Raw genomic sequence first — 23,908 nt, 5'->3', positions numbered from 1 at the left:
ACGGGGCTCGCCGCTAGAAGGCGGCGAGCACCGCGCCCTTGTACTTCTCGTCGATGAACTGCTTGACCTCGGGCGAGGTGAGCAGCTCGGCGAGCTTCTTCACGCGCGGATCGTTGGCCTCGTCGGGCAGCGTCACGAGCAGGTTGGCGTTCGGGTTGCCCTCGGCCTGCTCGAGCACGAGTGCGTCCTCGCTCGGGGTGAGGCCGGCCTCGATCGCGTAGTTGCCGTTGATCACGGCGAGGTCGGCGTCGTCGAGCGAGCGCGGCGTCTGGGCCGCCTCGACCTCGGCGAACTCGATGTCCTTCGGGTTGTCCGTGATGTTGCGGATCGTCGCCGTCGTCGACTCGTTGTCGTCCAGCGTGATCAGCTGGTTCGCCGCGAGCAGGCGCAGCGCGCGGGCCTCGTTGGTCGGATCGTTCGGGATCGCGATCTGCGCGCCGTTCGGGATCGCGTTGATGTCCTTGACCTTCTTCGAGTACAGGCCGAGCGGCTCGATGTGGACGCCGACGATCGACTGCGCCTTGAACTTGCGCGCCTTCTCCTGGTCGGCGAGGTACGCCGGCGTCTGGAAGTAGTTGGCGTCGAGCTGGCCGTCGATCAGCGCGGTGTTCGGCAGGACGTAGTCCGTGAACTCCTTGACCTCGAGCTTGAGGCCGGCCTTCTCGGCGAGGTTGTCCTTGATGAAGTCGAGGATCTCGGCGTGCGGGACTGGGGAGGCGCCGACGACGAGCGGCTTGGACGTGTCGGCGGACGCGCCGCTCGCGGGAGCGGGCTCGTCGTCGCCGCAGGCGACCACACCGACGGCGAGGGCGGCGGCGGTCAGGGCAAGTGCGATGCGGCGCATCGGCTTCCTTTCGTGGGGAGAGGTGCTACGCGTGAGAGAGGCGGCGGGCGAACCAGTCGCCCGCCCATTGCAGGAGCTGCACCAGCACGACGAGGACGACCACGGTGGCGATCGTCACCTCGGTCTCGTAGCGCTGGTAGCCGTAGCGGATGGCCACGTCGCCGAGGCCTCCGCCGCCGACGGCGCCGGCCATCGCGGAGTAGCCGATGACGCCGATCGTGGTGATGGTGACCCCGGACACGAGGCTGGGGAGCGCCTCGGGGATCAGGACCTTGGAGACGATCTCGCGGCGCCGCGCGCCGGCCGCGGTGGCGGCCTCGACGAGACCGCCCGGCACTTCCCGGAGTGCGGTCTCGACGATCCGCGCGAAGAACGGGATCGTCGCGAGCGCCAGCGGCACGATGGCCGCGGTGGTGCCGATGGTGGTGCCGACGAGCGCCCGCGTGAGCGGGATCACGGCGACGAGCAGGATGATGAACGGGACCGAGCGCCCGACGTTGACGACCGCGCCCAGGATCTTGTTCGCGATCGGCTGCTCGAGGATGCCGCCCTTGCCGGTGATCAGCAGCAGGACGCCGAGCAGCAGGCCGAACGGGATCGTGACGAGCATCGCCACGCCGACCATCACGAGCGTCTCGCGCGTCGCCGTCCAGAGCAGGGGAGCCCACTCGCTCCAGCCGTCGTTCATACCGTCACCTCGCTGGGGCTCACGACCAGCGCGCGGGTGACGCGCCGGTCGCCGATGCGCTCGGTCGAGCGCGCTTCGATCCGTGCGCCGGCTGCGACCTCGGCGGCGAGGCGCTCGTCGGCGTCGTCGAACAGCACGAGCTCGCGGGCGTGCTCGTGGTCGGCGACTTCAACGCGTCCGAACTGCGGCAGCAGGCCCTGGGCGAGGCGCGACTCGGGGCGCGCGACGACCTCGCCGAGCGGCCCGTGCTCCACGACCTTCCCTGCATCCAGCAACGCGACCCTGTCACACGCGGCGCGCACGACGTCCATCTCGTGCGTGATCAGCAGCACGGTCAGCCCGAGCTCGGCGTTGATCGTGCGCAGCAGGTCGAGCACCGAGTTCGTGGTCTCGGCGTCCAGCGCGGACGTCGCCTCGTCCGAGAGCAGCAGCGCGGGCTCGGAGGCGAGCGCGCGGGCGATGCCGACGCGCTGCTTCTGCCCGCCCGAGAGCTGCGACGGATGGGACGCACCCCGGTCGCCGAGCCCGACGAGGTCGAGCAGCTCGAGCGCGCGGCGACGGCGCTCGGCGCGACCGACGCCGGCGATCTCCAACGGCAGCGCGACGTTCTCGGCCGCGGTGCGCGAGGTGAGCAGGTTGAACTGCTGGAAGATCATCCCGATCCGCCGGCGGGCGGCGCGCAGCTGCGGGCCGCGCATCCGGGTGATCTCCTCGCCTTCGAGGTGGATCGTGCCGGCGGTCGGCTCCTCGAGCCGGTTGACGCAGCGGATCAGCGTGCTCTTGCCGGTGCCGCTGCGACCGATGACGCCGACGATCTCGCCCTTCGGCACGACGAGATCGACGCCGTCGAGCGCGACGACGCCGTTCGGGAAGGTCTTGCGTAAGCCGCTGATCTCAAGCATCGAGACGCGGAGGATAGAAACACCTGAACTCCGATCCTATTTGGATCTATTAGGACAGGGTGTCGTTAACCGTTATACGAGAAGTCGAACGAGCTCTTCTTGGAAGCGCTGCGAGTCCGCCGCGTCAACCACCCGAGTGGGTGGTGCGGGGGTCACGGGAAGCCCGAGCGGGCCGCCGTCCTCGCGCTCCATCAGCCACGCGCGGGCCAGATAGCCGTCGGAGATCACGTTCACCGGCCCCTCCCGCCAGGCGGTGGCGTAGGTCGGGTCGACGAGGATGCCGGCGGCGAGCGGGTCGTGCATCGAGCAGATCAGCCGTCCCCACTTGTGCTTGTAGAAGCCCAGGTAGAAGGGGAGGATCGCGGTCGCGAGCCGGGCCGCGGGCGTGTCGGAGGCGGCGAGCGCGGCGATCGCGTCCTCGTCGAGGATCGCCGGCGTGGTGACGTTGACGCCGACCATCACGAGCTCGCGGCGCGGGGCGGCGAACACGAGGGCGGCCGCGGCGGCGTCGTGGTCGATGTTGGCGTCGACCTCGCGCAGCGTGCCGGCCGGCGGGTAGGCGCCGGACCCGCCCATGATCACCACGCTGCGGTACCGGGCGAGCACGTCGGGGTCGCGCTGCAGCGCCACGCCGAGGTTGGTCAGCGGGCCGACGGCGAGCAGGTCCAGCTCGCCGGGGTGCTCGTGCGAGAGCCGGATCAGCTGATCGGCGGCGTGCTCGCCGGTCACCGAGCCGGAGGGTGCGGGCAGCCCCGCCTCGCCCAGGCCGTCGGCGCCGTGCACGAACGACGCGACCTCGAGCTCGCGCTCGAGCGGGTCGGTGGCGCCGAGCGCGACCGGCACGTCGAGGCCGATCGCCTCGAACACGGTCAGCGCGTTGCGCGCCGCGTCGGGGGCCGTGCAGTTGCCGTGCACCGCGCCGAGCGCGACGAGCTCGACGTCGTCGCGCGCCGCGAGGTAGAGGATCGCGATGGCGTCGTCGATGCCGACGTCCATGTCGAGGACGACTCGTCTCATGTGGTCACCGGGCGGTTGCGGAGCCGGCGCGCGAGGAGCACGAGCACGGCGATGGTCAGGACGTAGGGGAGCATCGACACGAACTGGGGCGGGATGCCGATGCCCTGCAGGCGCACGGCCATCGCGTAGGCGAGGCCGAACAGCAGCGCGGCCGCCGCCGCGCCGACCGGATGCGAGCGCGCGAGCATGATCGCCACGAGCGCGATGAACCCGCGGCCGGCGGTCATCCCCTGCACCCACTGGGTGACGAGCGACAGCGCGAGCTGCGCGCCCGCCAGGCCGCACAGCACGCCGCACAGGGCACACGCCATGAACTGCACGCGGGCGGGGCGGATGGCCGCCTCCGACGCGGCTTCCGCGTCCTCGCCGACCGCACGCAGGCGCACCCCGAACGGGTGCTTGAACAGCAGCCACCAGAGTGCCGGCACGGCGAGCGCGGCGAGGTACACGAGCGGGGAGAAGCCGAACAGGCGCGGGAGCCCTTCCAGCGCCGGGTCGTCGTAGGAGCCCTGGACGCCGAACACCGGCATCGTCAGGTACGCGGTCAGGCCGATCGCGAACAGGTTCACGGCCAGGCCGACGATGATCGGATCGCCCTTGAGCTTGATCACCCACAGCCCGAACAGCAGCGACAGCGTGGTCGCGCCGGCAACGCCGAACAGCAGGCCGAGCCACGCGCTGCCCGTCCAGTACAGGCCGGCGAAGCCGAGGAAGGCGCCGGTCAGCATCTGGCCCTCGAGGCCGATGTTGAAGATCCCCGCGCGGTCGGTGAGCACGCCGCCGAGCGCGGCCAGCAGGATCGGGCTCGCCAGCCGCAGCGCCGACAGGATCAGCGCGAAGTCGAAGATCGAGAGGAAGTCGCTCACGTCGCCCGCCTCCGCAGGACCCGGCGCCCGATCCACAGCCGCACGGCGACCATGGCGATGATCACGGCCTGGATGACGTTGACGAGCTGCAGCGGCACGTCGGTCGCGAGCTGCAGGCCGGTGCCGCCGGTGGTCAGCGCGGCCAGGAAGAAGCCGGACACGGCCGTCGCGAGCGGGTTGAACGCCGCCAGCATCGCCGCCGCGAGCCCGCTCCACGCCGTCTGCGGCGACACGATCGAGTCGTCCAGGTAGCGGTAGGTCTGGCCCATCACCAGCAGCGCGCCCGCCAGCCCGCAGAGCGCGCCCGACAGCGCCATCGTCGTGATGATCGTGCGCTTCATCGGCACGCCACCGGCCTCGGCGAAGTCGCGGTTGAGGCCGGTCATCCGCATCGCGTAGCCCAGCGACGTGCGCTGCAGCAGCCACAGCACCGCGAACGGCGCGAGCAGGGCGACGAACACGCCCGCGTGCAACGGCGTGTTCTCGATCACGATCGGCAGTTGCAGCGCCGTCGGGATCTCGGCTGTCTGGGCCAGCGTCGAGCCGCCGGTCTCGTCGCGCAGGGGGTAGGCGGCGAGGTACGTGGCCAGCAGCGCCGCGACGTAGTTGAGCAGCAGCGTCGTGACGACGAGCGGCACCCGCAGGAACGCCTCCCAGACGGCGGGAAGCATCGCCCACAGGGCGCCGGCGGCGCAGCCCGACAGCACCGCGAGGACGAACGTGATCGCCTCGGGCAGCGGTGCGAGCGCGTGCCCGACGACCGCCGTTGCGAGTGCCCCGAGGATCATCTGGCCCTCCCCGCCGAGGTTGAACAGCCCGACGCGGAACGCGAGCCCCATGCCGAGGCCGACGACGATGATCGGGATCGCGGTCGTCATCGACTGCGCGAGGCTGTCGACCGAGCCGACGGAGCCGTTCCACAGCGCGCGGTAGGCGTCCACGGGCGAGCCGTCCGCCAGCAACACGAACAGCGCGCCGACCGCGAGCGCGACGGCGACCGCCAGCAGCGCCTCCGCGGCGACCATCCCGCGCTCACGCATGCGCGCCCGCCATCAGCAGCCCGAGCTCGGCCTCGTCGCGGCTCTCGCCGACGATCGCGCCCTCGTACAGCACGACGATCCGGTCGGCGAGCGCGAGCAGCTCGTCCAGGTCGGCGCTGATCAGCAGCACGGCGGCTCCGCGGTCGCGGGCCGCGCGCAGCTGCCCGTGGACGAACTCGGCGGCGCCGATGTCCACGCCGCGCGTCGGCTGGGCGGCGAGCACGACCGCCGGGTCGCCGGCCAGCTCGCGGGCGATCACCAGCTTCTGGGCGTTGCCGCCCGACAGCGTCGCGGCGCGGTCGCCGACGTCGCCGGCGCGCACGTCGAACGCCTTCACCAGCTCACGCGCGCGGCGGTTCATGCCCCCGCGGTCGAGCAGGAAGCGCCGACCGTGGCGTCCCATCTCCAGGTTCTCGGCGATCGACGCCTCCCGGGCCAGCCCACGCGCGTACCGGTCCTCCGGGATGTGGGCGAGCCCGGCGGCGCGGCGCTGGGCGACGGTGGCGTCGCTGACGTCCTGCCCGTTGACCCACAGGGTCCCGGCGTCGCGCTCCCGCAGCCCGGCGATCAGCTCGGCCAGCTCGGTCTGGCCGTTGCCGGCCACACCCGCGACGCCCACGATCTCGCCGCCGCGCACCTCCAGGTCGGTGGGCGCCAGGCCGCGGCCGCCGAACCCGCCGAGCTGCAGCAGCGGCTCCCCGGGCGGCGTGGGCGCCTCGACGCGCGCGGTGTCGATCGCGCGACCCACCATCAGGCCCGCGAGCTCGCGCTCGTCCGTCTCGGCGGCCCGCCGCACGCCGGTCACCGCGCCGCGCCGGAGCACGGTGACCATGTCCGACACCGCGAGCACCTCGCGCAGCTTGTGGCTGATGAAGAGCACGGTGCGCCCCTGCCCGGCCAGGTCGCGCATGACGCTGAACAGGCCGTCGGTCTCCTGCGGCGTCAGGACCGCCGTCGGCTCGTCGAGGATCAGCACCTCGGCCGCGCGGTGCAGGGCACGCAGCAGCTCGACGCGCTGCTGGTCGCCGACCGACAGCTCACCGACGCGCGCCCGCGGGTCCACCCGCAGGCCGTGCCGGCGGCCCAGCTCGTCGACGAGCGCCTCGGCCGCCGCGTGGTCGTACCCGCCGCGGCGCTTGGGCTCGCGGCCCATCACGACGTTCTCGGCCACCGTCAGCCGGCGGAACAACCGGAAGTGCTGGTGGACCATGCCGATGCCGTGCGCGTACGCGTCCTCGACGGACGCGATCCGCGCCGGCGTGCCGTCGAGCGTGATCGTGCCCGCGTCGGGGGCCACGATCCCCGCGAGCACGCCCATCAGCGTCGTCTTGCCCGCGCCGTTCTCCCCGACGACGGCGTGCACGGTCCCGCGCTCGACGGTCAAGTCGACTCCGCCGAGCGCCGTGACCGCGCCGTACCGCTTCTCGATGCCCGAGAGGGCGATCACTGCTTGACGGTGATCTCGCCCGAGACGATCTGGTCCTTGAGCGCCTTCAAGTCGTCCTGGACGTCCTGCGGCAGCTTCGACGGGATCTCCAGGTTCGGCAGCGTCAGGAACTCCGGGCCGACCGCGTTCTCCTTGACGCCGAGAGCGATGTCACCGCCCTTGAACGTGTCCTTGCCGACGTCGCAGACGGCCTGCTTGACGGCCTCGTCGGAGCGCTTGACCATCGACAGGATGATGTGGTCAGGGTCCTTCGGGCGCTCGTCCACGTCGACGCCGCTCGTGTAGAAGTTCCGCTCCGCGGCGGCCTCGAAGACGCCCGAGTTGCCCGCGGCGGCGACGGCGGCGATGTACTTGGCGCCCTTGCCCGCCTGGGAGAGCGCGAGCTCCTTGCTGGTCGCCGGGTCGGTGTAGCTGTTGCCCCAGCCCTGCAGCACCTGGATGTCCGGCGCGGTGTCCTTGACGCCCTGCTCCATGCCCGCGTACCAGCGGCGCACGAGCGCGTTGTCGATCGCGCCGACGAAGCCGATCGACTTGGAGGCCGGGAAGTCGCCGGCGCCATCCTTCGCGAGCAACGCGTACGCCGCGCCGATCAGGTACATGCCCTCGTTCTCCTTGAACAGGATCCCGCGCAGGTTGGGCGTGTTCTCGACCGTGGCGTCGACGAGCGCCCACCGCTGATCGGCGTTCTGCTTGGACAGCTGGCCGATCGTCTGCACCGAGTCGAACGAGTTGGCGATGATCAGGTCCGGCTTCGCCTGGGCGGCCGCGCGCAGGTTGGCGGCGAGCTGGTTCGGGTCGTTGGACTGCACGACCTTCACGTCGACGCCGCACTCGGCGCCGCCGGCCTTCGCGCCGTCGGCGATCAGGTTGAGGAACTGGTTCGTGCCGAGCGGGTTCGTCGACACGTAGATGGCGGTCTTCTTGGCCCCGCCGCCGGTGGTCGTCTCGGAGCCGGACTCCGAGCCTCCACAACCGACGATCAGCAGGGCGAACGCCGCAAGCACGAGCTTTCGCATCCGGCCGAGAGTACTAATGCAGGTCGGAATTGCAGGTTTTTGCGCGTCGGTCATATGCTCCGTCGTGGTATGCGGATGGTGCTGGCGGCGGTGGTCCTCTTGATGCTCGTGGCCACGCCGGGTGCCTCCGCGGGCGGCTGGGATGGCTATACCCCGATCCCGGGCCCGAACTACGCGGACCCGAGCGTCCGGCCGTCCGTCAAGCAGTGGAAGGTGGCGATCGTGCTGGCCGACTTCCCGGACCGCGAGTTCATCGTCTCGCAGTCGGAGAGCTCGACGATCTGGGGCACGCCGACGGTCGAGGCGCACGGCATCCCGCGCGCCGAGGTGCCGCGGTTCTACGCCGACTTCCTCAACCGGCCGCAGCCTTTGAACCGGTACCAGACGATCAACCGCTACTGGATGGAGAACTCCTACGGGCGGTACGGCGTCGAGCTCGTCCCGTTCGGCCCCTATCGGCTGCCCCACCGCGCGTACCAGTACTTCCTGCGCCAGCACACCCGGCTCGCCGACTCGTGCCCGACGCCCGCGCGCACCCCGTGCCACGAGCGCTTCCGCGCCGACCTGCGCGCCGCGTGGGAGGCCGACGTCGGAGCGAAGGTGGCGAACGGGTTCGACAACGTCTTCTACGTCGCCGCGGGCGTCTCGGAGGCCGACACCTGGCGCGAGTTCGGCGAGATGCGCTATGCGAGCCCGGAGGCGATCCCCGCCCGCTTCGGTCCGGGTGCCTACGACACCTCGATGACCGCCAACTGGGCGCAGACGCGCTTCACGCCGTGGACCGCCTGGGCGTCGGCGGCGAGCATCTGGCCGACCGCGTCCGGCGACACCGCGACCGCCGCCGAGAGCACCGGGATGGGCGGCTACGCGCACGAGCTCTCGCACAACCTCGGGCTCGACGACAACTACAACAACCCGTTCGGCACGCCCGTCCAGCGATCCGCCGGCGGCAACTGGGACATGATGGGCCGCGGCTCCTCCAACGGGCCCGGCGGCCCACACACGCGCTGGCTTGTCCCGCCGACGCAGGGCGGCGCGCTCGGCGCGCAGCACGCGGTGCACAACAAGCGCGCGCTCGGCTTCCTGTCCGGCGGCGACGTGCTGCGCCTGCGCCGGAGCGAGCTGGCCGCGACCGGGCTCGTCGTGGTCGAGGTCAAGGCGCGCGAGGTGGCGCCGGACGGTGACCGGATCGGGATCGACGTCGCGCTCGACGGCGGCGGCGGCGACCAGTCCGCGCCGTGCAACGTCGAGTCCAACCCGCTGTGCGACGGCGGCGGCTACGACCGCTACACGCTCGAGGTCGTCCAGCGGATCGGGTCGGACTCGTTCCTGCCGGGCGAGGGCGTGCTGATCGCCAAGGCCAAGGACCGGTCGTCCTCGTGCGGGAGCTACACGTGCTTCCTCTGGTACGTCGACGCGAACCCGCGTGACCTCGACCAGGTGGACTTCGTGCGCCCGGACGGGACGGCGATCAAGGTCGGTCCCGGCGACGAGCGCCAGCTCGACGACGCCGCGTTCGACGCCGGCCTGGGGACGGGCACGCGGTTCGAGTACGTCGACGCGGCCAACCGGCTGCACTTCTACGTCATCGGCAAGCGCACCGACGCCGACGGCGTCCTGCGCTACACGCTGGCGGTCCGCTCGCTCGAGGGCGCCGGACCGGCGCGGCGCGGCGTGCGCGTGGAGCCGCCGACACGCACCTGCACGTTCGCCGTGACCAACACCGGGGAGGGGGCCGACGTGTTCCGGCTGTGGGTGTCCGCCGCGGGCGACGGGTGGTCGGCCCGCGTGCGCAACGTGCTCGTCGCCCCCGGACCGGGCGAGACCGTGCGCGTGCCGGTCGCGCTGCAGCGCGGGACGAGCGTCGGTCGCGTCGAGTTGACGGCCGTCTCCGAGAGCGACGACACGCAGGTCTCGACCGCGACGTGCGATGATCTCGCGCCGGGAAAGGACGAAATCCCATCGGGTTCATGGACTTTCGGTATTGTGCGTTTTCCGATCAACTTCGAGCTATTTCGAAGGAGCGCACTCCGTGAGGTCCCACTCGCTCAAGTTCCTGGCCTTGACGGCCACCCTGCTCGCCGCCGTGGCGGCGGGCTGTGGCGGCGCGAGCGATGAGGTAGGCGGCGGCTCGAACGAGGCGGCCGCACGCGAGGGCGGCGGCGTCAAGCTGTCGCTCGTCGCCTACGCGGTGCCCAAGGTCGGCTTCGACCTCGTCATCCCGGCCTTCAACGAGACGCCCGAGGGCAAGGGCGTCACGTTCAGCCAGTCCTACGGCGCCTCCGGCGACCAGTCGCGCAAGGTCGAGTCCGGCCTGCCGACGGACATCGTCAACTTCTCGGTCGAGCCCGACGTCACGCGGCTCGTGAAGTCCGGCCAGGTCGACGAGACCTGGAACCAGGGCGAGCACAAGGGCATCCCGTTCGGCTCGGTGGTCACGATCGTGACGCGCAAGGGCAACCCGAAGGGCATCAAGACGTGGGACGACCTGCTCGAGCCCGGCATCGAGGTCGTCACGCCCAACCCGTTCTCGAGCGGCTCGGCGAAGTGGAACCTGCTCGCGCCGTACGCGGAGAAGTCACGCGGCGGGCAGGACCCGAAGGCCGGCCTCGCGTACCTGGAGAAGCTGATCGGCGAGCACATCAAGGTGCAGCCGAAGTCCGGCCGTGAGGCGACCGAGACCTTCCTGCAGGGCACGGGCGACGTGCTGCTCTCGTACGAGAACGAGGCGCTGTTCGCCGAGCGCAACGGCGAGGACGTCGAGCACACGAACCCGCCGGTCACGTTCAAGATCGAGAACCCGGTCGCGGTCCTCAACACCTCCAAGCACAAGGAGCAGGCCCAGGCCTTCGTCGACTTCCTCTACACCAAGGAAGGCCAGACGAAGTGGGCCGAGGCCGGCTTCCGCCCGGTCGACGAGGCGGTGGCGCAGCAGTTCGCGTCCGACTTCCCGGCGCCCGAGAAGCTGTGGACGATTGACGACCTCGGCGGCTGGGGCAAGGTCAACGACGAGCTCTTCGACCCCGAGAAGGGCTCCGTGGCCAAGATCTACGACGAGGCCACGGGCTAGGCGCGCATGGCGTCGCTCGCGGTCCCCAAGCCGCCTGCGCGGACGCGCCGCTCGCTCGGCGGCGGTGTCGGCCCGATCGGGCTCGGCGTCGCCTCGCTGTGGTTGAGCCTGATCGTCCTGCTGCCGCTGGCGGCGGTCTTCACCAAGTCGCTCGACGGTGGCCTGGGCGCGTTCTGGGACGCGATCAGCGCGCCGTCGGCGCGCTACGCGCTGCTGCTCACGACCGCGATCTCCGCGCTGGTGGCGCTGATCAACGTCGTCACGGGCACGCTGATCGCGTGGGTGCTCGTCCGTGACGACTTCCGCGGCAAGTCGCTGGTCAACGCGGTCATCGACCTGCCGTTCGCGCTGCCGACCATCGTCGCCTCGATCGTGCTGCTCTCGCTGTACGGCCCGCGCAGCCCGGTCGGCATCCACCTGTACGCGACCAAGCCCGCGGTCATCCTCGCGTTGGCGTTCGTGACGCTGCCGTTCGTCGTGCGGTCGGTGCAGCCGGTGCTGCTGGAGGTCGACCGCGAGGCCGAGCAGGCCGCGGCCTCGCTCGGCGCGAGCGGCTGGACGACGTTCCGGCGGATCATCCTGCCCGCCCTGTACCCGGCGCTGCTCGGCGGCGCCGGCCTGGCGTTCGCGCGGGCGATCGGCGAGTTCGGCTCGGTCGTGCTGATCGGCGGTGGCATCCCACGGGACACCGAGGTCGCGTCGCAGTACATCGCCAAGCAGATCGAGACCGACCGGCCGGCGAGCGCCGCGGCCGTGTCGGTGACGCTGCTGCTGATCTCGTTCGTGGTGCTGTTCGCGATCCGCCGGTTCACGAAGCGCAAGGACGTCGGATGAGGATCGCGCTCCGGACCGCCGCGCTCGGCTACCTCACCGTCCTGGTGCTGGTGCCGCTGGCGATGATCTTCTACCGCACGTTCGAGGACGGCTTCACCGCGTTCTTCGAGTCGGTGACGACGCCCGCGGCGATCTCGGCGATCTCGTTGTCGCTGCTGATCGTCGCGATCGTGGTGCCGCTCAACGTCGTCTTCGGGCTGGTGACGGCCCTGGCGCTCGCCCGCGGGAACTTCCCCGGCAAGGGCATCCTGCAGGCGGTCGTGGACCTGCCGTTCGCGGTCTCGCCCGTGATCGTCGGCGTCGCCCTGATCCTGTTCTGGGGCAACGACGGCTGGCTCGGCGGCGCGTTCCCGGTGATCTTCTCGCTGCCCGGCATGGTGCTCGCGACCGTGTTCGTGACCTTGCCGTTCGTGGTGCGGGAGGTCGAGCCGGTGCTGCGGGAGATCGGCACCGAGCAGGAGGAAGCCGCTTCGACGCTCGGCGCCACGCGCTGGCAGACGTTCTGGCGGATCACGCTCCCGGCGATCCGCGTCGGCGTCGGCTACGGCGTCGTGCTCACCGTCGCCCGCTCGCTCGGCGAGTTCGGGGCGCTGACCGTCGTCGCCGGCGGCGTGCCGGGCGAGTCCCAGACGCTCACGCTGCTCGTCCACGCCCGCTACATCGACGACCACAACACCTTCGGCGCCTACTCGGCGGCGACCGTCCTGATGGGCCTCGCGCTCATCACGCTCATCCTCATGACCGTGCTCGAAAGGAGGCGGGAGGCATGATCACCGTCTCGAACGTGTCCAAGCGCTTCGGCGACTTCACCGCCCTCGACGACGTCTCGATCGAGGTCCCGGACGGCTCCCTGACGGCGCTGCTCGGCCCGTCGGGCTCGGGCAAGTCGACGCTGCTGCGGATCATCGGCGGGCTCGAGTTCGCCGACTCCGGGACCGTGACCATCCACGGTGACGACGTGACCGGCGTCGTGCCCCAGAAGCGCGGGATCGGCTTCGTCTTCCAGCACTACGCGGCGTTCAAGCACATGACCGTGCACGACAACGTCGGGTTCGGCCTGAAGATCCGCAAGACGCCGAAGGAGCGGATCGACGACCGCGTCAACGAGCTGCTGAAGATCGTCGGTCTCGCCGGGTTCGCGAAGCGCTACCCGTCGCAGCTGTCCGGCGGCCAGCGCCAGCGGATGGCGCTGGCGCGCGCGCTGGCGGTCGAGCCGCGCGTGCTGCTGCTCGATGAGCCGTTCGGCGCGCTGGACGCGAAGGTCCGCGCCGAGCTGCGCGAGTGGCTGCGCCGCCTGCACGAGGAGGTCCACGTCACGACCCTCCTGGTCACGCACGACCAGGAGGAGGCGCTGTCGATCGCGGACAACATCGCGGTCATGGACAACGCGCGCATCGAGCAGGTCGGCGGGCCGCGCGAGCTCTACGACCGGCCGGCGAACTCGTTCGTGATGGGGTTCCTCGGCCCGGTCGCGCAGGTCGACGACACGCTCGTGCGCCCGCACGACATCTCGCTGCTCGCGCAGCCGGACGGCGACGCGCGCGAGGCGCAGGTCACCCGCGTCAGCCACCTCGGCTTCGAGGTCCGCGTGGAGCTCCAGCTCGGGGACGGGCAGACCGTCTTCGCCCAGCTCACGCGCACCGAGGCGGCGCAGCTGGAGCTGGGCGCGGGCGACATCGTGTGGCTAGCCCTGACCGGGGACCGCGATGCCCGACTCGTACGCGAGGACGACCGCCTGGACGCGGTCGCGTGACAGGTCACGGCGCCGTGTCCATCTCGGCGAACTTGGCCATCCAGCCCTGGTTCTGGGTCGAGATGACGCTCTCGCAGCGGTCGACGAAGTCGGCGTCGCCGGCAGCGGTGCGCTTGAGGTGCTTGAGCTGGCCGGCGGTGCGCCGGTACTCGACGAGCAGGTACTCGTAGCGCTCCGCTGCGGCGTGCGCGGTCACGGCCGCGGCCAGCGCGCTGACGACGGGTACCCAGATGGCGACGTCCTCGACCTCGCTGATCCCCGCGATGGTCGCGACCGCCGCGGCCACCAAGCCCAGCGCGAACTCGATGTTCTTGACCGCCTTGATCCGGCTCGCGAGCGCGGTGGCGTTGCGGCTGTAATAGCCGATCTGCGAGTCCAGCCGCTCGGTCTTGTACGTCTCGGGCGTCGACCCCTGCGGCAGCGTGCGTTGCTTGCGGAGCGGCAGATCCTCAGCCGGCGACAGCTCGGCCGCGTTCCCTTCGAGCTCCGTTACGGTGGTGTCCAGGTGCGCGTTGGGGTTGCCCTGCGCGTAGTCACCCCGTCCGTTGAGGTAGAGGTAGATCTCGGTCTTCAGCGCCTCTGACACCGAGCGGCTGCGGGTCCAGTCGAGCACCGCCTGCGCGCTTCCGCGCGGCCGGACGAGCGTGCCCGCGGCGACCACGAAGCCGCTGATGCCGGTGAGCCACTTGCCGGGGGTGGTGTCAAGGCCCAGCATCACGCCGGCGTTGGCCAGCACGGCGCCCACGATGGTCAAGATGAGGGCGACGTTGCGCCACTTCTGCAGCTGCCGCTTGAGCGCGTCGGCCGACTCCGACCACTGGCGCTGCCGCTTGAAGACCTCGTCCAAAGTCAGCACCGGGCGACTCTATACCGATCCGGATAGGGTCTGCTGATCGCGGGGATCTTCATCAGCCACACGGGTACGGACGCGGATGTCGCGCACGCCATCAGCGCCGCGCTCGAGCTGCTGTTCGACCGGTCGGTCGCCGTCAACTACTCCACGCGCACCCAGGGCGAAGGTGCCATCAAGCCCGGCGCCGACTGGTTCAAGTGGATCAACACGCAGGTCGCGACGGGCGACGGGACGCTGATCCTGCTGACGCCCGCGTCGGTGCAGAAGCCGTGGGTCCTGTGGGAAGCGGGGGCGGTGTTCAGCGCGGCGACGGCGAAGGGCGACGCCGCACTGGAGCGCGTCCGCCCGGTCCTGTTCGGGATCGAGAGCGCCGACGTCCCGGACCCGTTGGCGAAGAGCCGCCAGCAGTACGTGCGCGGCGACGACCCCGACTCCGTCCGCCAGCTGCTTCGCGCGCTCGTCCCCGAGCTGGTCCCGGCCGATCAGATCATGGATGTCGCCTCGCGGCAGGAAGCGGCGGTCACGCGCTGGATCGACGGCACGCGTGAGGCGATGCGGCTCGCGCCACTGCTCCCGACGGAGCCGGTCGTGCAGGAGTGGATGCTGCGGATGGACGAGCTCGCCCGCAGCGGGCGCGCGCACGAGGTCAGCACGTTGCACCAGTGGATGACCGTGGCGTTCGGTCGCCAGCGCGACAAGGCCGAGCGTCCGCTCGACGTGCGCCTGCACCGTCGCCTCGGCGATCTCTACGCCGCCTCGCGCGACCATCAGGCCGCGGCCGCGCAGTACCGTCTCGCGCACAAGCTCGCTCCCCGTGACATCTACACGCTGCGCTTCCTGGGCAAGGCGCTCCTGGACTGCAAGGCGCTCGACGAGGCGGAGCGGGTCATCGCCGACATCGACAAGCTCGACCCTGGCGCTGCCGCCGACAACGTCCAGTGCGCCGCGCTGAAAGGGCGCTGGCTCGTTGCGCTCGAGCGCTTCGAAGCCGCACGCGACGTCTACCAGACCGCCCTGGACCACAACTCGAGCTCCTATTACCTCGCGGATCTGCTCGGCCAGGTCCAGCTCCGGCTGGGGGAGATCGAGCCCGCGCGGGCGACGTACGCCCAGGCGCAGCGGATCATCCGCGACCTCGACGAGAACAGCCTGTGGTCGAACGCCACCGCTGCGACGGCGGCGATCGTCCGCGGCGAGGACGACGCGCTCGACCACCTGGACGCGGTGCGCGCCCTTGGCCCGACCCCCGGCGACCTCGAGTCGATCGAGCGCGGGTTGGACACGCTGCATGAGCGGCTGGGCGCCAGCGACGCCGACCTCGTCGAATGGAAGGCCCACCTGCGCGCCCCCCGGGGGTAGGGTCGCGCTCGCTTATGACTGGTTGAGCGCTTTAGAGACTTGCCTTTGGTGGTCTGAATCGAAGATGCTTGCGGTCCGACCCCGAGGAGGACACGAATGCAGGACGACACCTTTGGCATGTTGGTCGCGCTCGCGTTCGTCCTCGCGGTGTGGGGGCTGCTGACGCTGATCCGCCGGACCGTGTACGTCGCGACCGCAGCGGTCACGTACACGCCCGTCGGTGGAGTCGAGCAACACGTCCCCAAGGGCAGCCTGATCCCGGAGAGCGCCACGGCGCTCGTGCTGGCCGAGGAGTACCGGAAGCGCTCGCTGTCCCTGCTCCGGTTTCTCATCGTCGGCAAGGACAACCGGGTCTCCACCTCCAAGACGGTGATGTTCGCGTGGACGTTCGCGATCGTGTGGGGCCTCGTGGCGACGATGCTCGCCTACTGGCGCGGCGACACGGCCGGGTGGACCGCACTGCAGGGCGGGCTGCAGGAGGAGTACCTGATCCTGCTGGGCGGACCCTACGCCGCAGCCGTGCTGGCCAAGTACAAGGCGACCGCGGACGCGGAAGGCGAGGCGGGCAAGACCGTCGCACCGGTCGGCACGGCGGCGCCCTCGCAGCTGGTCGCCGACGACCGCGGCGAGGGCGACATCGGCGACCTCCAGTACGTGCTCTTCAACTTCATCGCGCTCGTCTGGTTCGTCGTCACGTTGATCCGGGCGTTCGACGAGGGGTTCCCGGACGTCCCGCCGCTGCTCGCCGGCCTCGCGCTGACCTCCGCCACGGGCTACTCGGCCAAGAAGCTCATCAGCCAGGCCGGCCCCCAGATCACCGCGGTGCAACCGACCGCGGCGTGGCCCACCACGGCGACCCTCAGCTCGCAGGTCGAGGTCCTCGGCCGCAACCTCGTCGTCCCGGCGGACGTCGCTCCGGGAGGCACGGCGCTCGCTCCGACGGTCGACATCGGCGGATTCCCCGCGGAGGTGGCGTCCACGACCAACGTGCTCGGCACCGACCGCGTGACCGTCAAGGTCCCGCAGGAGGTCACCCCCGGACCCGTGAAGGTCACGGCGGTGCGGGCGGACGGCGTGGCCGCGACCGGGCCGCACGGGACGGACAGCGTCACCTTGACGATTCGCCAGCCGCCCGCGGCCCCGCTCTAGCCGATGGCCGTGCAGGGTGCCGTCGAGTTCGAGTACGACGCGTTCATCTCGTACGTGCGCAAGGACGAGGCCTGGGCGACGTTCCTCGCCGTGGAGCTGGCGAGGCGGGACTTCAAGGTCTTCGTCGACACGGATCGGCTCGTCGCCGGGACGGAATGGGCGGATCAGCTCGACGAGGAGCTCAAGCGCTCGCGGCACATCATCCTGCTGTGGTCGCAGACGGAGTCCGACTGGGTCACGCACGAGAAGGCGGTGTTCGAGGCCGAGCGGCGCTCGACGCCGGAGGTGGCGCGGCACGTGATCCCCGTCCTGCTCGAGGGCGACTACAAGCCGTTGCGCCGGTACGAGCGGATCGATGCCGTCCGCAAGGCCGCCGGGGCGTACGCCGCCGGTCCGTCGGCCCTCGGGCCCGAGGTGCGCCGGCCGCTGCTGGACAAGCTGGTCGCCAGCCTCCGGCACAGGGACGCCGCACGGCCGGTCCCGCTGCTCGTGATCGCCCCGACGCGGGCCGAGCTCGCCGCCACCGACCCGCACGTGCAGGTGCCTCCGCAGGTGGGGGAGACGTTGAACCAGCTCGCCGTCAGGCTGGGTCTCGAGTCGCGCGAGGACCTGCTGCCCTACTACGGGAGCGAGCGCGAGGACTGGCGGCCGTTTCGGGGCGAGGCGACGATCGGTGACGTCCTCGACGGCGTCAAGGAGGACATCAACCGTCGGCTCAAGCAGTCGCGGCTCGAGCAGTTCCGCTGGGAGCCACTCGACACCTTCTGGGACGACCCGGGGCAGATCAGCGGCCATCTGGTGGACGGGCTGGTCGTGATCGTGGTCGACCTGCTGGCGCTGTACCAGGACGGCCTGGCGTACAAGCTGGCGAACGACGTGATGCCGCAGGTGCGGCAGAACCGCAGGGCCGTGGTCACGGTCCTGTCACCGTTCGGCCTCCCCGCGGACGCGCTCATGCTGCGGGAGTCGATTCGCAACCGGGCGCGCGAGATCTTCACGGGGGTCTACGACCCACCGACCATCGTGCTCACCACGCCCAGCTGCCATCCCAGCGTCGGCGACGAGATGGACCTCAGGGCGCCGCTGCTGCGCCGGATCGGCGCGGAGCTCGTGCCGGGCGAGCCCGACGGCTCGACGTTCACGAGGACGCGGACGTGATCTACACGTTCTACTCCTACAAAGGGGGCGTCGGGCGTTCGATGGCGCTCGCCAACGTCGCGGAATGGCTGTACCTCACCGCCGGCCTGCGCGTCGTGATCGTCGACTGGGACCTCGAGGCCCCGGGTCTGGAGGCGTTCTTCCCGTCGGACGGGCGGCCGGCGGCCGTCGCGCGGCAGCCGGGGCTGATAGACCTCCTGCTCGAGTACAAGGCCGACCTGCCGTACCTGGACCTGCCGCCCGAAGCGGATCAGGAGGCGACGGTCAAGGCGCTCAGCGAGCAGCTCACGCCTCTGCGCTCGCGCGTGTTCCCGCTGCGCCGACCGGTGACGCGGCCGGACGGCCGGACGAGCGGCGTGTGGATCCTTCCGGCCGGGCGACGCGCGGGCGAGTCGTTCACCGCGTACTCGGACGCCGTCCAGGACTTCGACTGGAACGGGTTCTACGCGCGCTCCCGCGGACACGCGTTCTTCGAGTGGTTGCGGCGCCAGCTCGTCTCGCCCGACCTCGCCGACGTCGCGCTGATCGATGCGCGCACCGGTTTCTCGGAGATGGGCGGCGTCGCGACGCGCCAGCTCGCGGACGTGATCGTCTCGCTTTGCGTGCTCAACAGCCAGAACATCGAAGGCGTGCGGGCGATGACGGCGTCGTTCGCACGCCCTGAGGTGCTGGCGGCGCGTGGGCGGCCGCTCATGCAACTCGTGGTGCCGACGCGGACCGACAACAACGAGACCGATGCGCTCAACTTCGCCAAGGGGCAGTTCGAGCGCCAGACCAGCGATCTCCTCCCCGAGCCGATGCGCGGTCGGCGGACGTTCTGGGACCTGCGGATCCCATACGTGCCCAAGTACGCCTATACGGAGCGGCTCGCGGTCGGCGCCTCCGACGCCAACGAGGACCTCGTCGCCGCGTACACGAGGCTCGCCACGCAGCTCATCGAGCTGGCGCCGGCGGGCGCCGCGGTGCGGGCGACACTCCACGACGACCGGGCGCGTGAGCTGAGGTCGACGGTCGCGCTGGCGCAGGTGACCAACGTGCCGGCGCGCCTGCCGCTGCTCGTCGGCCGCGAGGGGTTGCTGAGCGACCTGCGTTCCCGGTTTGCGCCGGCGGGGACCCCGATCGTCCTGTACGGGCTCGGAGGGGCCGGCAAGACCGCGTTGGCGATCGAGTTCGCGCACCGGTTCACGGCGGACTACCGCGTCGCGTGGTGGATCGACGCGTCGTCGCCGGAGCGGGTCGCGCAGGGCTATGTCCAGCTGGCCGCGGCGCTGGGCGTCATACCAGGGCACGATCCCATCGCCTACGCGCGCGAGTGGTTCGCTGCGCACGAGGGCTGGTTGCTCGTGCTGGACGGTGCCGAGCACCCCGACGTGCTCGAGCCGCTCATGCCGCGGGAACGGCGCGGACACGTCTTGATCACGTCGCGAAGCCCACGCTGGACGGGGATCGCCACCGCCGTCGAGGTGCCTGTGCTGGCCGTCGACGACGCGGTCGACCTGGTGCGGCGGCGCACGGGTGAGTCGGAGCCGGCGATGCTCGAGGGCCTCGCGCGAGCGCTGGGCGAGCACCCGCTCGCGCTCGAGGAGGCGTGCGCCTACATGGAGGCCACGGGCCGCTCGATCGGTAGCTTCCGCGAGCGGTACGCCGACGAGGGGGCGCGGTTCCTGCAACGGGCCGGAGAGCAGCGCGGCACCGGGCACGCGCTGGCGGCCCTCTGGCTGGAGTCGTATCGCGAGGTGCTGCGTGACCCGCCGGCACGGGATCTGCTGGGCCTGCTGTCCGTCCTCGGATCCGAGAGCGTGCCGGTCGAAGCGATCACGTGCGGAGCCCCGGTCACCGCGGCACGGTTCCTCTGGGAACCGGCGACCGTCGACGAGGCGGTGATCAAGCTGCGGCAGTTCTCCTTCGTCGCGGCCCGTGAAGGCGGCCTGCAGGTCCACGGGCTCCTCGCGGCGTTCGTGCGCATGTGGCTCGGCGAGGACCTGGTGCGCCACTGGACCGAGACGGGGGTCGGGGTGCTCAGCTCGGCCCTCGCGCGGTCGGAGGCACCGGACGAGCTGGTGCTTGCGCACGCCCAGGCCGTGGTGGATCGCACCGACGATGGTTCGACCGCGGCGATCGAGCTGCTCGACCTGCTCGCTGGCAAGCAGGAGGAGCTCGGGCGGATCCCCGCGGCGGCGGCCACGTTGGAGGAGGCCGTCCGCCGCTCCAGGCTGCACCTCGGCGACCGGTGGGTGGAGCGGGCGATGCGCGCCCGCCTGATGTTGCTCATCCGCACCGAGGATCTCCAGGGCGCCCGCGCCGTGCTGCAGGATGACGTGAGCTGGGCCGCCGCGAACCTGCCGAAGCTGCGGCAGACGATCGCGGTCGACCTGGCCGTCGTCCTCCTCAGGAGTAACGAGTACGCCGACGCGCAGCGGATCATCAGCGCCGTCGACATCCCGACCGAGCGGGTGCTGGTCCAGGTCCTGCTCTGGCAGATCGCCTTCCAGGCACGGCGGACGGGCGCGTGGTCGATGCCCAGGCTCGACCACGCCGCGCAGGACAGCCAGGCGACCGTCCAGCGCGAGGTCGAGCGCATCCTGGGCCAGCTGCCGCTGGACCGGATCGCCGACGGGTTCCTCCGGGCGGACCTGTTCCCCGACTAGCGTCCCGCTCCGGGGATCGCGATGCCCGACTCGTACGCGAGGACGACCGCCTGGACGCGGTCGCGTAGGCCGAGCTTCATCAGCAGCCGGGCCACGTGCGTCTTGACCGTGGTCTCGGAGACGACGAGCTCGGCGGCGATCTCGGCGTTGGAGAGCCCGCGCGCGACGCAGCGGAAGACCTCCAGCTCGCGCGCGGTCAGCTCGTCCAGGCCGGGTGGGGGCGTGGGGCGTGCGGGCGTCGCCGCCGCGAACTCCTCGATCAGGCGGCGGGTGATGCTCGGCGCCAGCAGCGCCTCGCCCTGCGCGACGACGCGGATGCCCGCCGCGAGCTGCTCGGGCGGGACGTCCTTGAGCAGGAAGCCGGACGCGCCGGCCCGCAGTGCCTCGTAGACGTACTCGTTGAGGTCGAAGGTGGTGAGCATGAGCACGCGGGTCGGGTGCTCGCCCGCGTGGGAGAGCAGGCGCCGGGTCGCCTCGATGCCGTCCAGCTCGGGCATGCGGATGTCCATCAGCACGACGTCGGGCTTCAGGCGCTTGGCCTGCTCGACCGCGTCCAGCCCGTCGGAGGCCTCGCCGACCACGTCGAGGTCGTCCTCGGCGTCGAGGATCATCCGGAAGCCGGCGCGGACGAGCGCCTGGTCGTCGGCGATCAGGAGGCGGATCGAGGTCATCGGCGAGCCGTCCGGGCAGCCGCTGACGCGGCGCCATCGGGGACCGCGACCCGCTCCGTGAGCGGCAGGTGCGCGCTCACGCGCCAGCCGCCGTCGTCCGGGCCCGCCCGCAGCTCACCGCCATAGATGCGCACGCGCTCGGCCATGCCCACCAGGCCGTGCCCGCCACGCGGGCCGGGGTCCTGGCCGGCCGCGTTGCGGATCTCCAGCGCGAGGTCGTGCGGTGCCCACGAGACCGTGACGGTGGTGGGGGCGCCGGGTGCGTGCTTCATGGCGTTCGTGAGTCCTTCCTGGACGATCCGGTACGCGGTGAGGTCCAACCCCGCCGGGAGCGCGCGGCGTTCGCCGCACACGTCGAGCACGGCCGGGAGGCCGGACGCTCGGGCGCGGGCGACGAGCTCGCCGATCTCCGCCAGCCTGGGCTGTGGCGCGAGCGCCGCACGCTCGCTCCCGTCGGACAGCATGCCGAGCAGGTTCCGCATCTCGCCGAGCGCCTCGCGGCCGGTGCGCTCGATCCGCGTGGCGGCCTCGACGGCACGGCCGGCGTCACGCGCGAGGATCCGGCGTGCGCCGCCGGCCTGCACGACCATCACGCTGATCGAGTGCGCGACCACGTCGTGCATCTCGCGCGCGATCCGCCGGCGCTCGTCGACCGCGGCCTGCCGCTGCTCGTCCTCGCCGGTCTCGGCGAGCCGCGCGGTCGCCTCGTGCAGCTCGGCGGTGAGCCGGGTGCGGGCGCGCACGACGCGCCCCGCGAACCACGCGACGGCACCGATCAGCCCGGCGAAGAAGTAGTCGGCGCCCACGCGCGGACCCATCGCGGCCTGCACGGCCAGGAGCCCGCCGACGGCCAGCACGAGCCCGACGTACGTCCGCGCGCCGTCGCGGTGCGCGCCGGTCGCGTACGCGCACGCCAGCACGATCGCGAACGGCACGAACAGGTTGAGGATCGGCGTCAGCGCGAAGTCCATCAACAGCGCCGCGCCCAACGCCCCGGCGAGCGCGGCGACCGGCGCCCGCCGCCGCCACACGAGCACCGACGCGTACCCGAGCGCCAGCGCCACGTTGGCCACGAGCGGCCCTTCCCGGTCGGGCGACACCACGACCTCCACCACGGCGGCCACGGCGAACAGCCCGGCGACGAGCGCGTCGACGTTGCCGGGTCGGCGCAGCCACGCGGGCCGCCCGCGCCGGGCGCGCGGGAAAGTTAAACGTCCAGGACGTTTAAGTTCGGGGTTGGCGCGCGCGGTCACCGGGCGGCCGTCGTAGGCGAGCGTCGCGCGGACGGCGTGGCCGCCGGAGCGGCGGGGCGCGGACGTGAAGCGGCCGCCGTGGAGGAGGACGCGCTCGCGGATGCCCGCCAGCGGGCGGGTGGACACGGAGGCGCCGTCGTCGCGGACCTCGAGGTCGAGCGTCTCGGCGCGGTAGATGACGCGGACGTCGGCGCGGCCGGCGGCGCCGAGCTCGCGGGCGGCCGCGAGGGCCTCCTGGATGACGCGGTACGCGGTGACGTCGAGGCCCGCGGGGAGCTCGACCGCATCGCCGTCGACGCGCAGCACGACCGGCAGGCCCGCGGCGCTCGTGCGGCGGGTCAGCGACCGCAGGTGGCGCAGTGAGGGCTGCGGCGCGAGCGTGGACTCCGCGTCCTCGCTGCGAAGCACGCCGAGCAGCCGGCGCAGCTCGTCCAGCGCCTCGCGGCCCGTCGACTCGATCGCCGCGAACGCCTCACGGGCGAGGTCCGGCCGCGTCAGGGTGAGGCGGCGCGCGCCCGTGGCCTGCACGGTCATGGCCGAGAGCGCGTGCGCGACGACGTCGTGCAGCTCCCCCGCGATCCGCTCGCGCTCGTCGAGGACGGCACGGCCCGCGGCGACCGCGCGCTGGCGCTCGAGCTGCGCGGCCTTCTCGCGCAGCGCGCGGTTGAGCGCCGCGCGGCCACGCAGGAGCCGGCCGATGAGCACGGGCGCGCCGACCGAGATGAGGGCCGTGAACACCCCGCTCGACAGCGCCGCGTCGTCGTCGTACGGCGTCGTCGCCACGAGCGACAGCGCGCCGGCGAGCGGGATGCCGACGGCGAGCTCCCACCGCGTCGCGCGCAGGCCGAGCCAGAACGACACGACGAAGGGCGATGCGAACGCCAGGAACAGCTCGTCGTAGTAGTGGCGCGACAGCATCGGCAGCAGCGCCACGCCCGCGAACACGGTCAGCAGCGCGGTCAGCGGGAACCAGCGCCCGGCGACGACCGCCACCGCCATCGCCAGCAGGGCCAGCGAGGCGAGCGCGCGGTACGGCGTGCCGCCGGACACCAGCAGCGCCAGCTCGAGCTGGAGCTCGACGACGACGGCGAGCCCGATCAGCAGCGGAAGGCGGAGGCGATCGGGCACGGTCGCCGGATTGTGACGTGCGGTTACCCGTATGTCCTCGTAACCAGGGACGATGTCGGCGTCATCCGGAAGGATGACCCCAAGTCATCCCTTGGCCGCGTCCGAATCGTCATGGGGGCCGACGACTCGCACCGCGCGGCCCGGAAGAGTTGCGGTCAATGAAGACGCGCACCGCCACCGCGACCGTCTAACGCCAAGGAAGGCCTCACTCC

20 protein-coding genes are annotated in these 23,908 nt (G+C 71.6%); 9 read left to right on the top strand and 11 right to left on the bottom strand.

Annotation, left to right across the window (positions count from 1 at the left end; genetic code table 11):
• Nucleotides 1-13: 13 nt before the first annotated feature.
• The 8 genes from C8N24_RS06550 to C8N24_RS06515 form a co-directional block, all read right to left on the bottom strand.
• Entirely contained in the window at nt 14-844 is an 831-nt protein-coding gene (locus C8N24_RS06550) for a MetQ/NlpA family ABC transporter substrate-binding protein (protein ID WP_121249178.1), read from the bottom strand.
• A 25-nt stretch (nt 845-869) separates the two neighbouring features.
• The gene (locus C8N24_RS06545) at nt 870-1,532 is read right to left on the bottom strand and encodes a methionine ABC transporter permease (protein ID WP_121249176.1); all 663 of its coding nucleotides are present in this window, start codon (nt 1,530-1,532) and stop codon (nt 870-872) included.
• Nucleotides 1,529-2,434, bottom strand: a complete 906-nt coding sequence (locus C8N24_RS06540; protein ID WP_121249174.1) for a methionine ABC transporter ATP-binding protein — start codon at nt 2,432-2,434, stop codon at nt 1,529-1,531. Before C8N24_RS06540 ends, C8N24_RS06545 begins: the two co-directional genes overlap by 4 nt.
• A gap of 72 nt (nt 2,435-2,506) precedes the next feature.
• A complete protein-coding gene (locus C8N24_RS06535; RefSeq protein WP_121249172.1) occupies nt 2,507-3,451 on the bottom strand; it encodes a nucleoside hydrolase in 945 nt (314 codons plus the stop codon).
• Nucleotides 3,448-4,317, bottom strand: coding sequence for an ABC transporter permease (locus tag C8N24_RS06530; RefSeq protein WP_211339860.1), 870 nt, complete (start codon nt 4,315-4,317; stop codon nt 3,448-3,450). The genes C8N24_RS06535 and C8N24_RS06530 overlap by 4 nt, the downstream gene beginning before the upstream one ends.
• The gene (locus C8N24_RS06525) at nt 4,314-5,357 is read right to left on the bottom strand and encodes an ABC transporter permease (protein ID WP_121249170.1); all 1,044 of its coding nucleotides are present in this window, start codon (nt 5,355-5,357) and stop codon (nt 4,314-4,316) included. The genes C8N24_RS06530 and C8N24_RS06525 overlap by 4 nt, the downstream gene beginning before the upstream one ends.
• Nucleotides 5,350-6,804, bottom strand: coding sequence for an ABC transporter ATP-binding protein (locus C8N24_RS06520; RefSeq protein WP_121249168.1), 1,455 nt, complete (start codon nt 6,802-6,804; stop codon nt 5,350-5,352). The genes C8N24_RS06525 and C8N24_RS06520 overlap by 8 nt, the downstream gene beginning before the upstream one ends.
• Complete coding sequence (locus C8N24_RS06515) at nt 6,801-7,820, bottom strand: BMP family lipoprotein (RefSeq protein ID WP_170178883.1); 1,020 nt, start codon at nt 7,818-7,820, stop codon at nt 6,801-6,803. Before C8N24_RS06515 ends, C8N24_RS06520 begins: the two co-directional genes overlap by 4 nt.
• Nucleotides 7,821-7,889: 69 nt before the next feature.
• On the opposite strand from C8N24_RS06515, the gene C8N24_RS34605 reads away from it, so the two are divergent.
• The 5 genes from C8N24_RS34605 to C8N24_RS06495 are packed head-to-tail and all read left to right on the top strand — an operon-like array spanning nt 7,890 to nt 13,477.
• The gene (locus C8N24_RS34605; RefSeq protein WP_211339859.1) at nt 7,890-9,938 is read left to right on the top strand and encodes a metallopeptidase domain-containing protein; all 2,049 of its coding nucleotides are present in this window, start codon (nt 7,890-7,892) and stop codon (nt 9,936-9,938) included.
• Nucleotides 9,853-10,890, top strand: coding sequence for a sulfate ABC transporter substrate-binding protein (locus C8N24_RS06510; RefSeq protein ID WP_211339858.1), 1,038 nt, complete (start codon nt 9,853-9,855; stop codon nt 10,888-10,890). Before C8N24_RS34605 ends, C8N24_RS06510 begins: the two co-directional genes overlap by 86 nt.
• 6 nt (nt 10,891-10,896) lie before the next feature.
• A complete protein-coding gene (gene cysT, locus C8N24_RS06505; protein WP_121249162.1) occupies nt 10,897-11,724 on the top strand; it encodes a sulfate ABC transporter permease subunit CysT in 828 nt (275 codons plus the stop codon).
• Nucleotides 11,721-12,494, top strand: a complete 774-nt coding sequence (locus C8N24_RS06500) for a sulfate ABC transporter permease (RefSeq protein WP_121249160.1) — start codon at nt 11,721-11,723, stop codon at nt 12,492-12,494. The genes cysT and C8N24_RS06500 overlap by 4 nt, the downstream gene beginning before the upstream one ends.
• Nucleotides 12,491-13,477: a sulfate/molybdate ABC transporter ATP-binding protein gene (locus tag C8N24_RS06495; protein ID WP_121249158.1), complete on the top strand. Its 987-nt coding sequence runs from the start codon at nt 12,491-12,493 to the stop codon at nt 13,475-13,477. The genes C8N24_RS06500 and C8N24_RS06495 overlap by 4 nt, the downstream gene beginning before the upstream one ends.
• Nucleotides 13,478-13,481: 4 nt before the next feature.
• Here C8N24_RS06495 and C8N24_RS06490 read toward each other — a convergent pair whose 3' ends face one another.
• Complete coding sequence (locus C8N24_RS06490) at nt 13,482-14,333, bottom strand: DUF4231 domain-containing protein (RefSeq protein WP_121249156.1); 852 nt, start codon at nt 14,331-14,333, stop codon at nt 13,482-13,484.
• Between the two features lie 30 nt (nt 14,334-14,363).
• Here C8N24_RS06490 and C8N24_RS34600 point away from each other — a divergent pair, with 30 nt between their 5' ends.
• The 4 genes from C8N24_RS34600 (at nt 14,364) to C8N24_RS06470 (ending at nt 20,644) form a co-directional block, all read left to right on the top strand.
• On the top strand, nt 14,364-15,689 hold the full coding sequence (locus tag C8N24_RS34600; RefSeq protein WP_211340037.1) for a TIR domain-containing protein: 1,326 nt from the start codon (nt 14,364-14,366) through the stop codon (nt 15,687-15,689).
• Between the two features lie 117 nt (nt 15,690-15,806).
• Complete coding sequence (locus tag C8N24_RS06480) at nt 15,807-16,838, top strand: hypothetical protein (protein ID WP_147447661.1); 1,032 nt, start codon at nt 15,807-15,809, stop codon at nt 16,836-16,838.
• A 3-nt stretch (nt 16,839-16,841) separates the two neighbouring features.
• The gene (locus C8N24_RS06475; protein ID WP_121249150.1) at nt 16,842-17,996 is read left to right on the top strand and encodes a toll/interleukin-1 receptor domain-containing protein; all 1,155 of its coding nucleotides are present in this window, start codon (nt 16,842-16,844) and stop codon (nt 17,994-17,996) included.
• Nucleotides 17,993-20,644 (top strand): KGGVGR-motif variant AAA ATPase, encoded by a 2,652-nt coding sequence (locus C8N24_RS06470; protein ID WP_121249148.1) that lies wholly within the window; start codon nt 17,993-17,995, stop codon nt 20,642-20,644. The genes C8N24_RS06475 and C8N24_RS06470 overlap by 4 nt, the downstream gene beginning before the upstream one ends.
• Here C8N24_RS06470 and C8N24_RS06465 read toward each other — a convergent pair.
• The gene (locus tag C8N24_RS06465) at nt 20,641-21,315 is read right to left on the bottom strand and encodes a response regulator (RefSeq protein ID WP_121249145.1); all 675 of its coding nucleotides are present in this window, start codon (nt 21,313-21,315) and stop codon (nt 20,641-20,643) included. The genes C8N24_RS06470 and C8N24_RS06465 overlap by 4 nt on opposite strands.
• A complete protein-coding gene (locus C8N24_RS06460) occupies nt 21,312-23,696 on the bottom strand; it encodes a sensor histidine kinase (protein WP_121249143.1) in 2,385 nt (794 codons plus the stop codon). The genes C8N24_RS06465 and C8N24_RS06460 overlap by 4 nt, the downstream gene beginning before the upstream one ends.
• Nucleotides 23,697-23,908 lie beyond the last annotated feature (212 nt).

Source organism: Solirubrobacter pauli (assembly GCF_003633755.1).
GTDB lineage: Bacteria > Actinomycetota > Thermoleophilia > Solirubrobacterales > Solirubrobacteraceae > Solirubrobacter > Solirubrobacter pauli.
Note: the sequence above shows the minus strand (reverse complement) of the source record. Positions and strands in the feature narration are given on the sequence as shown.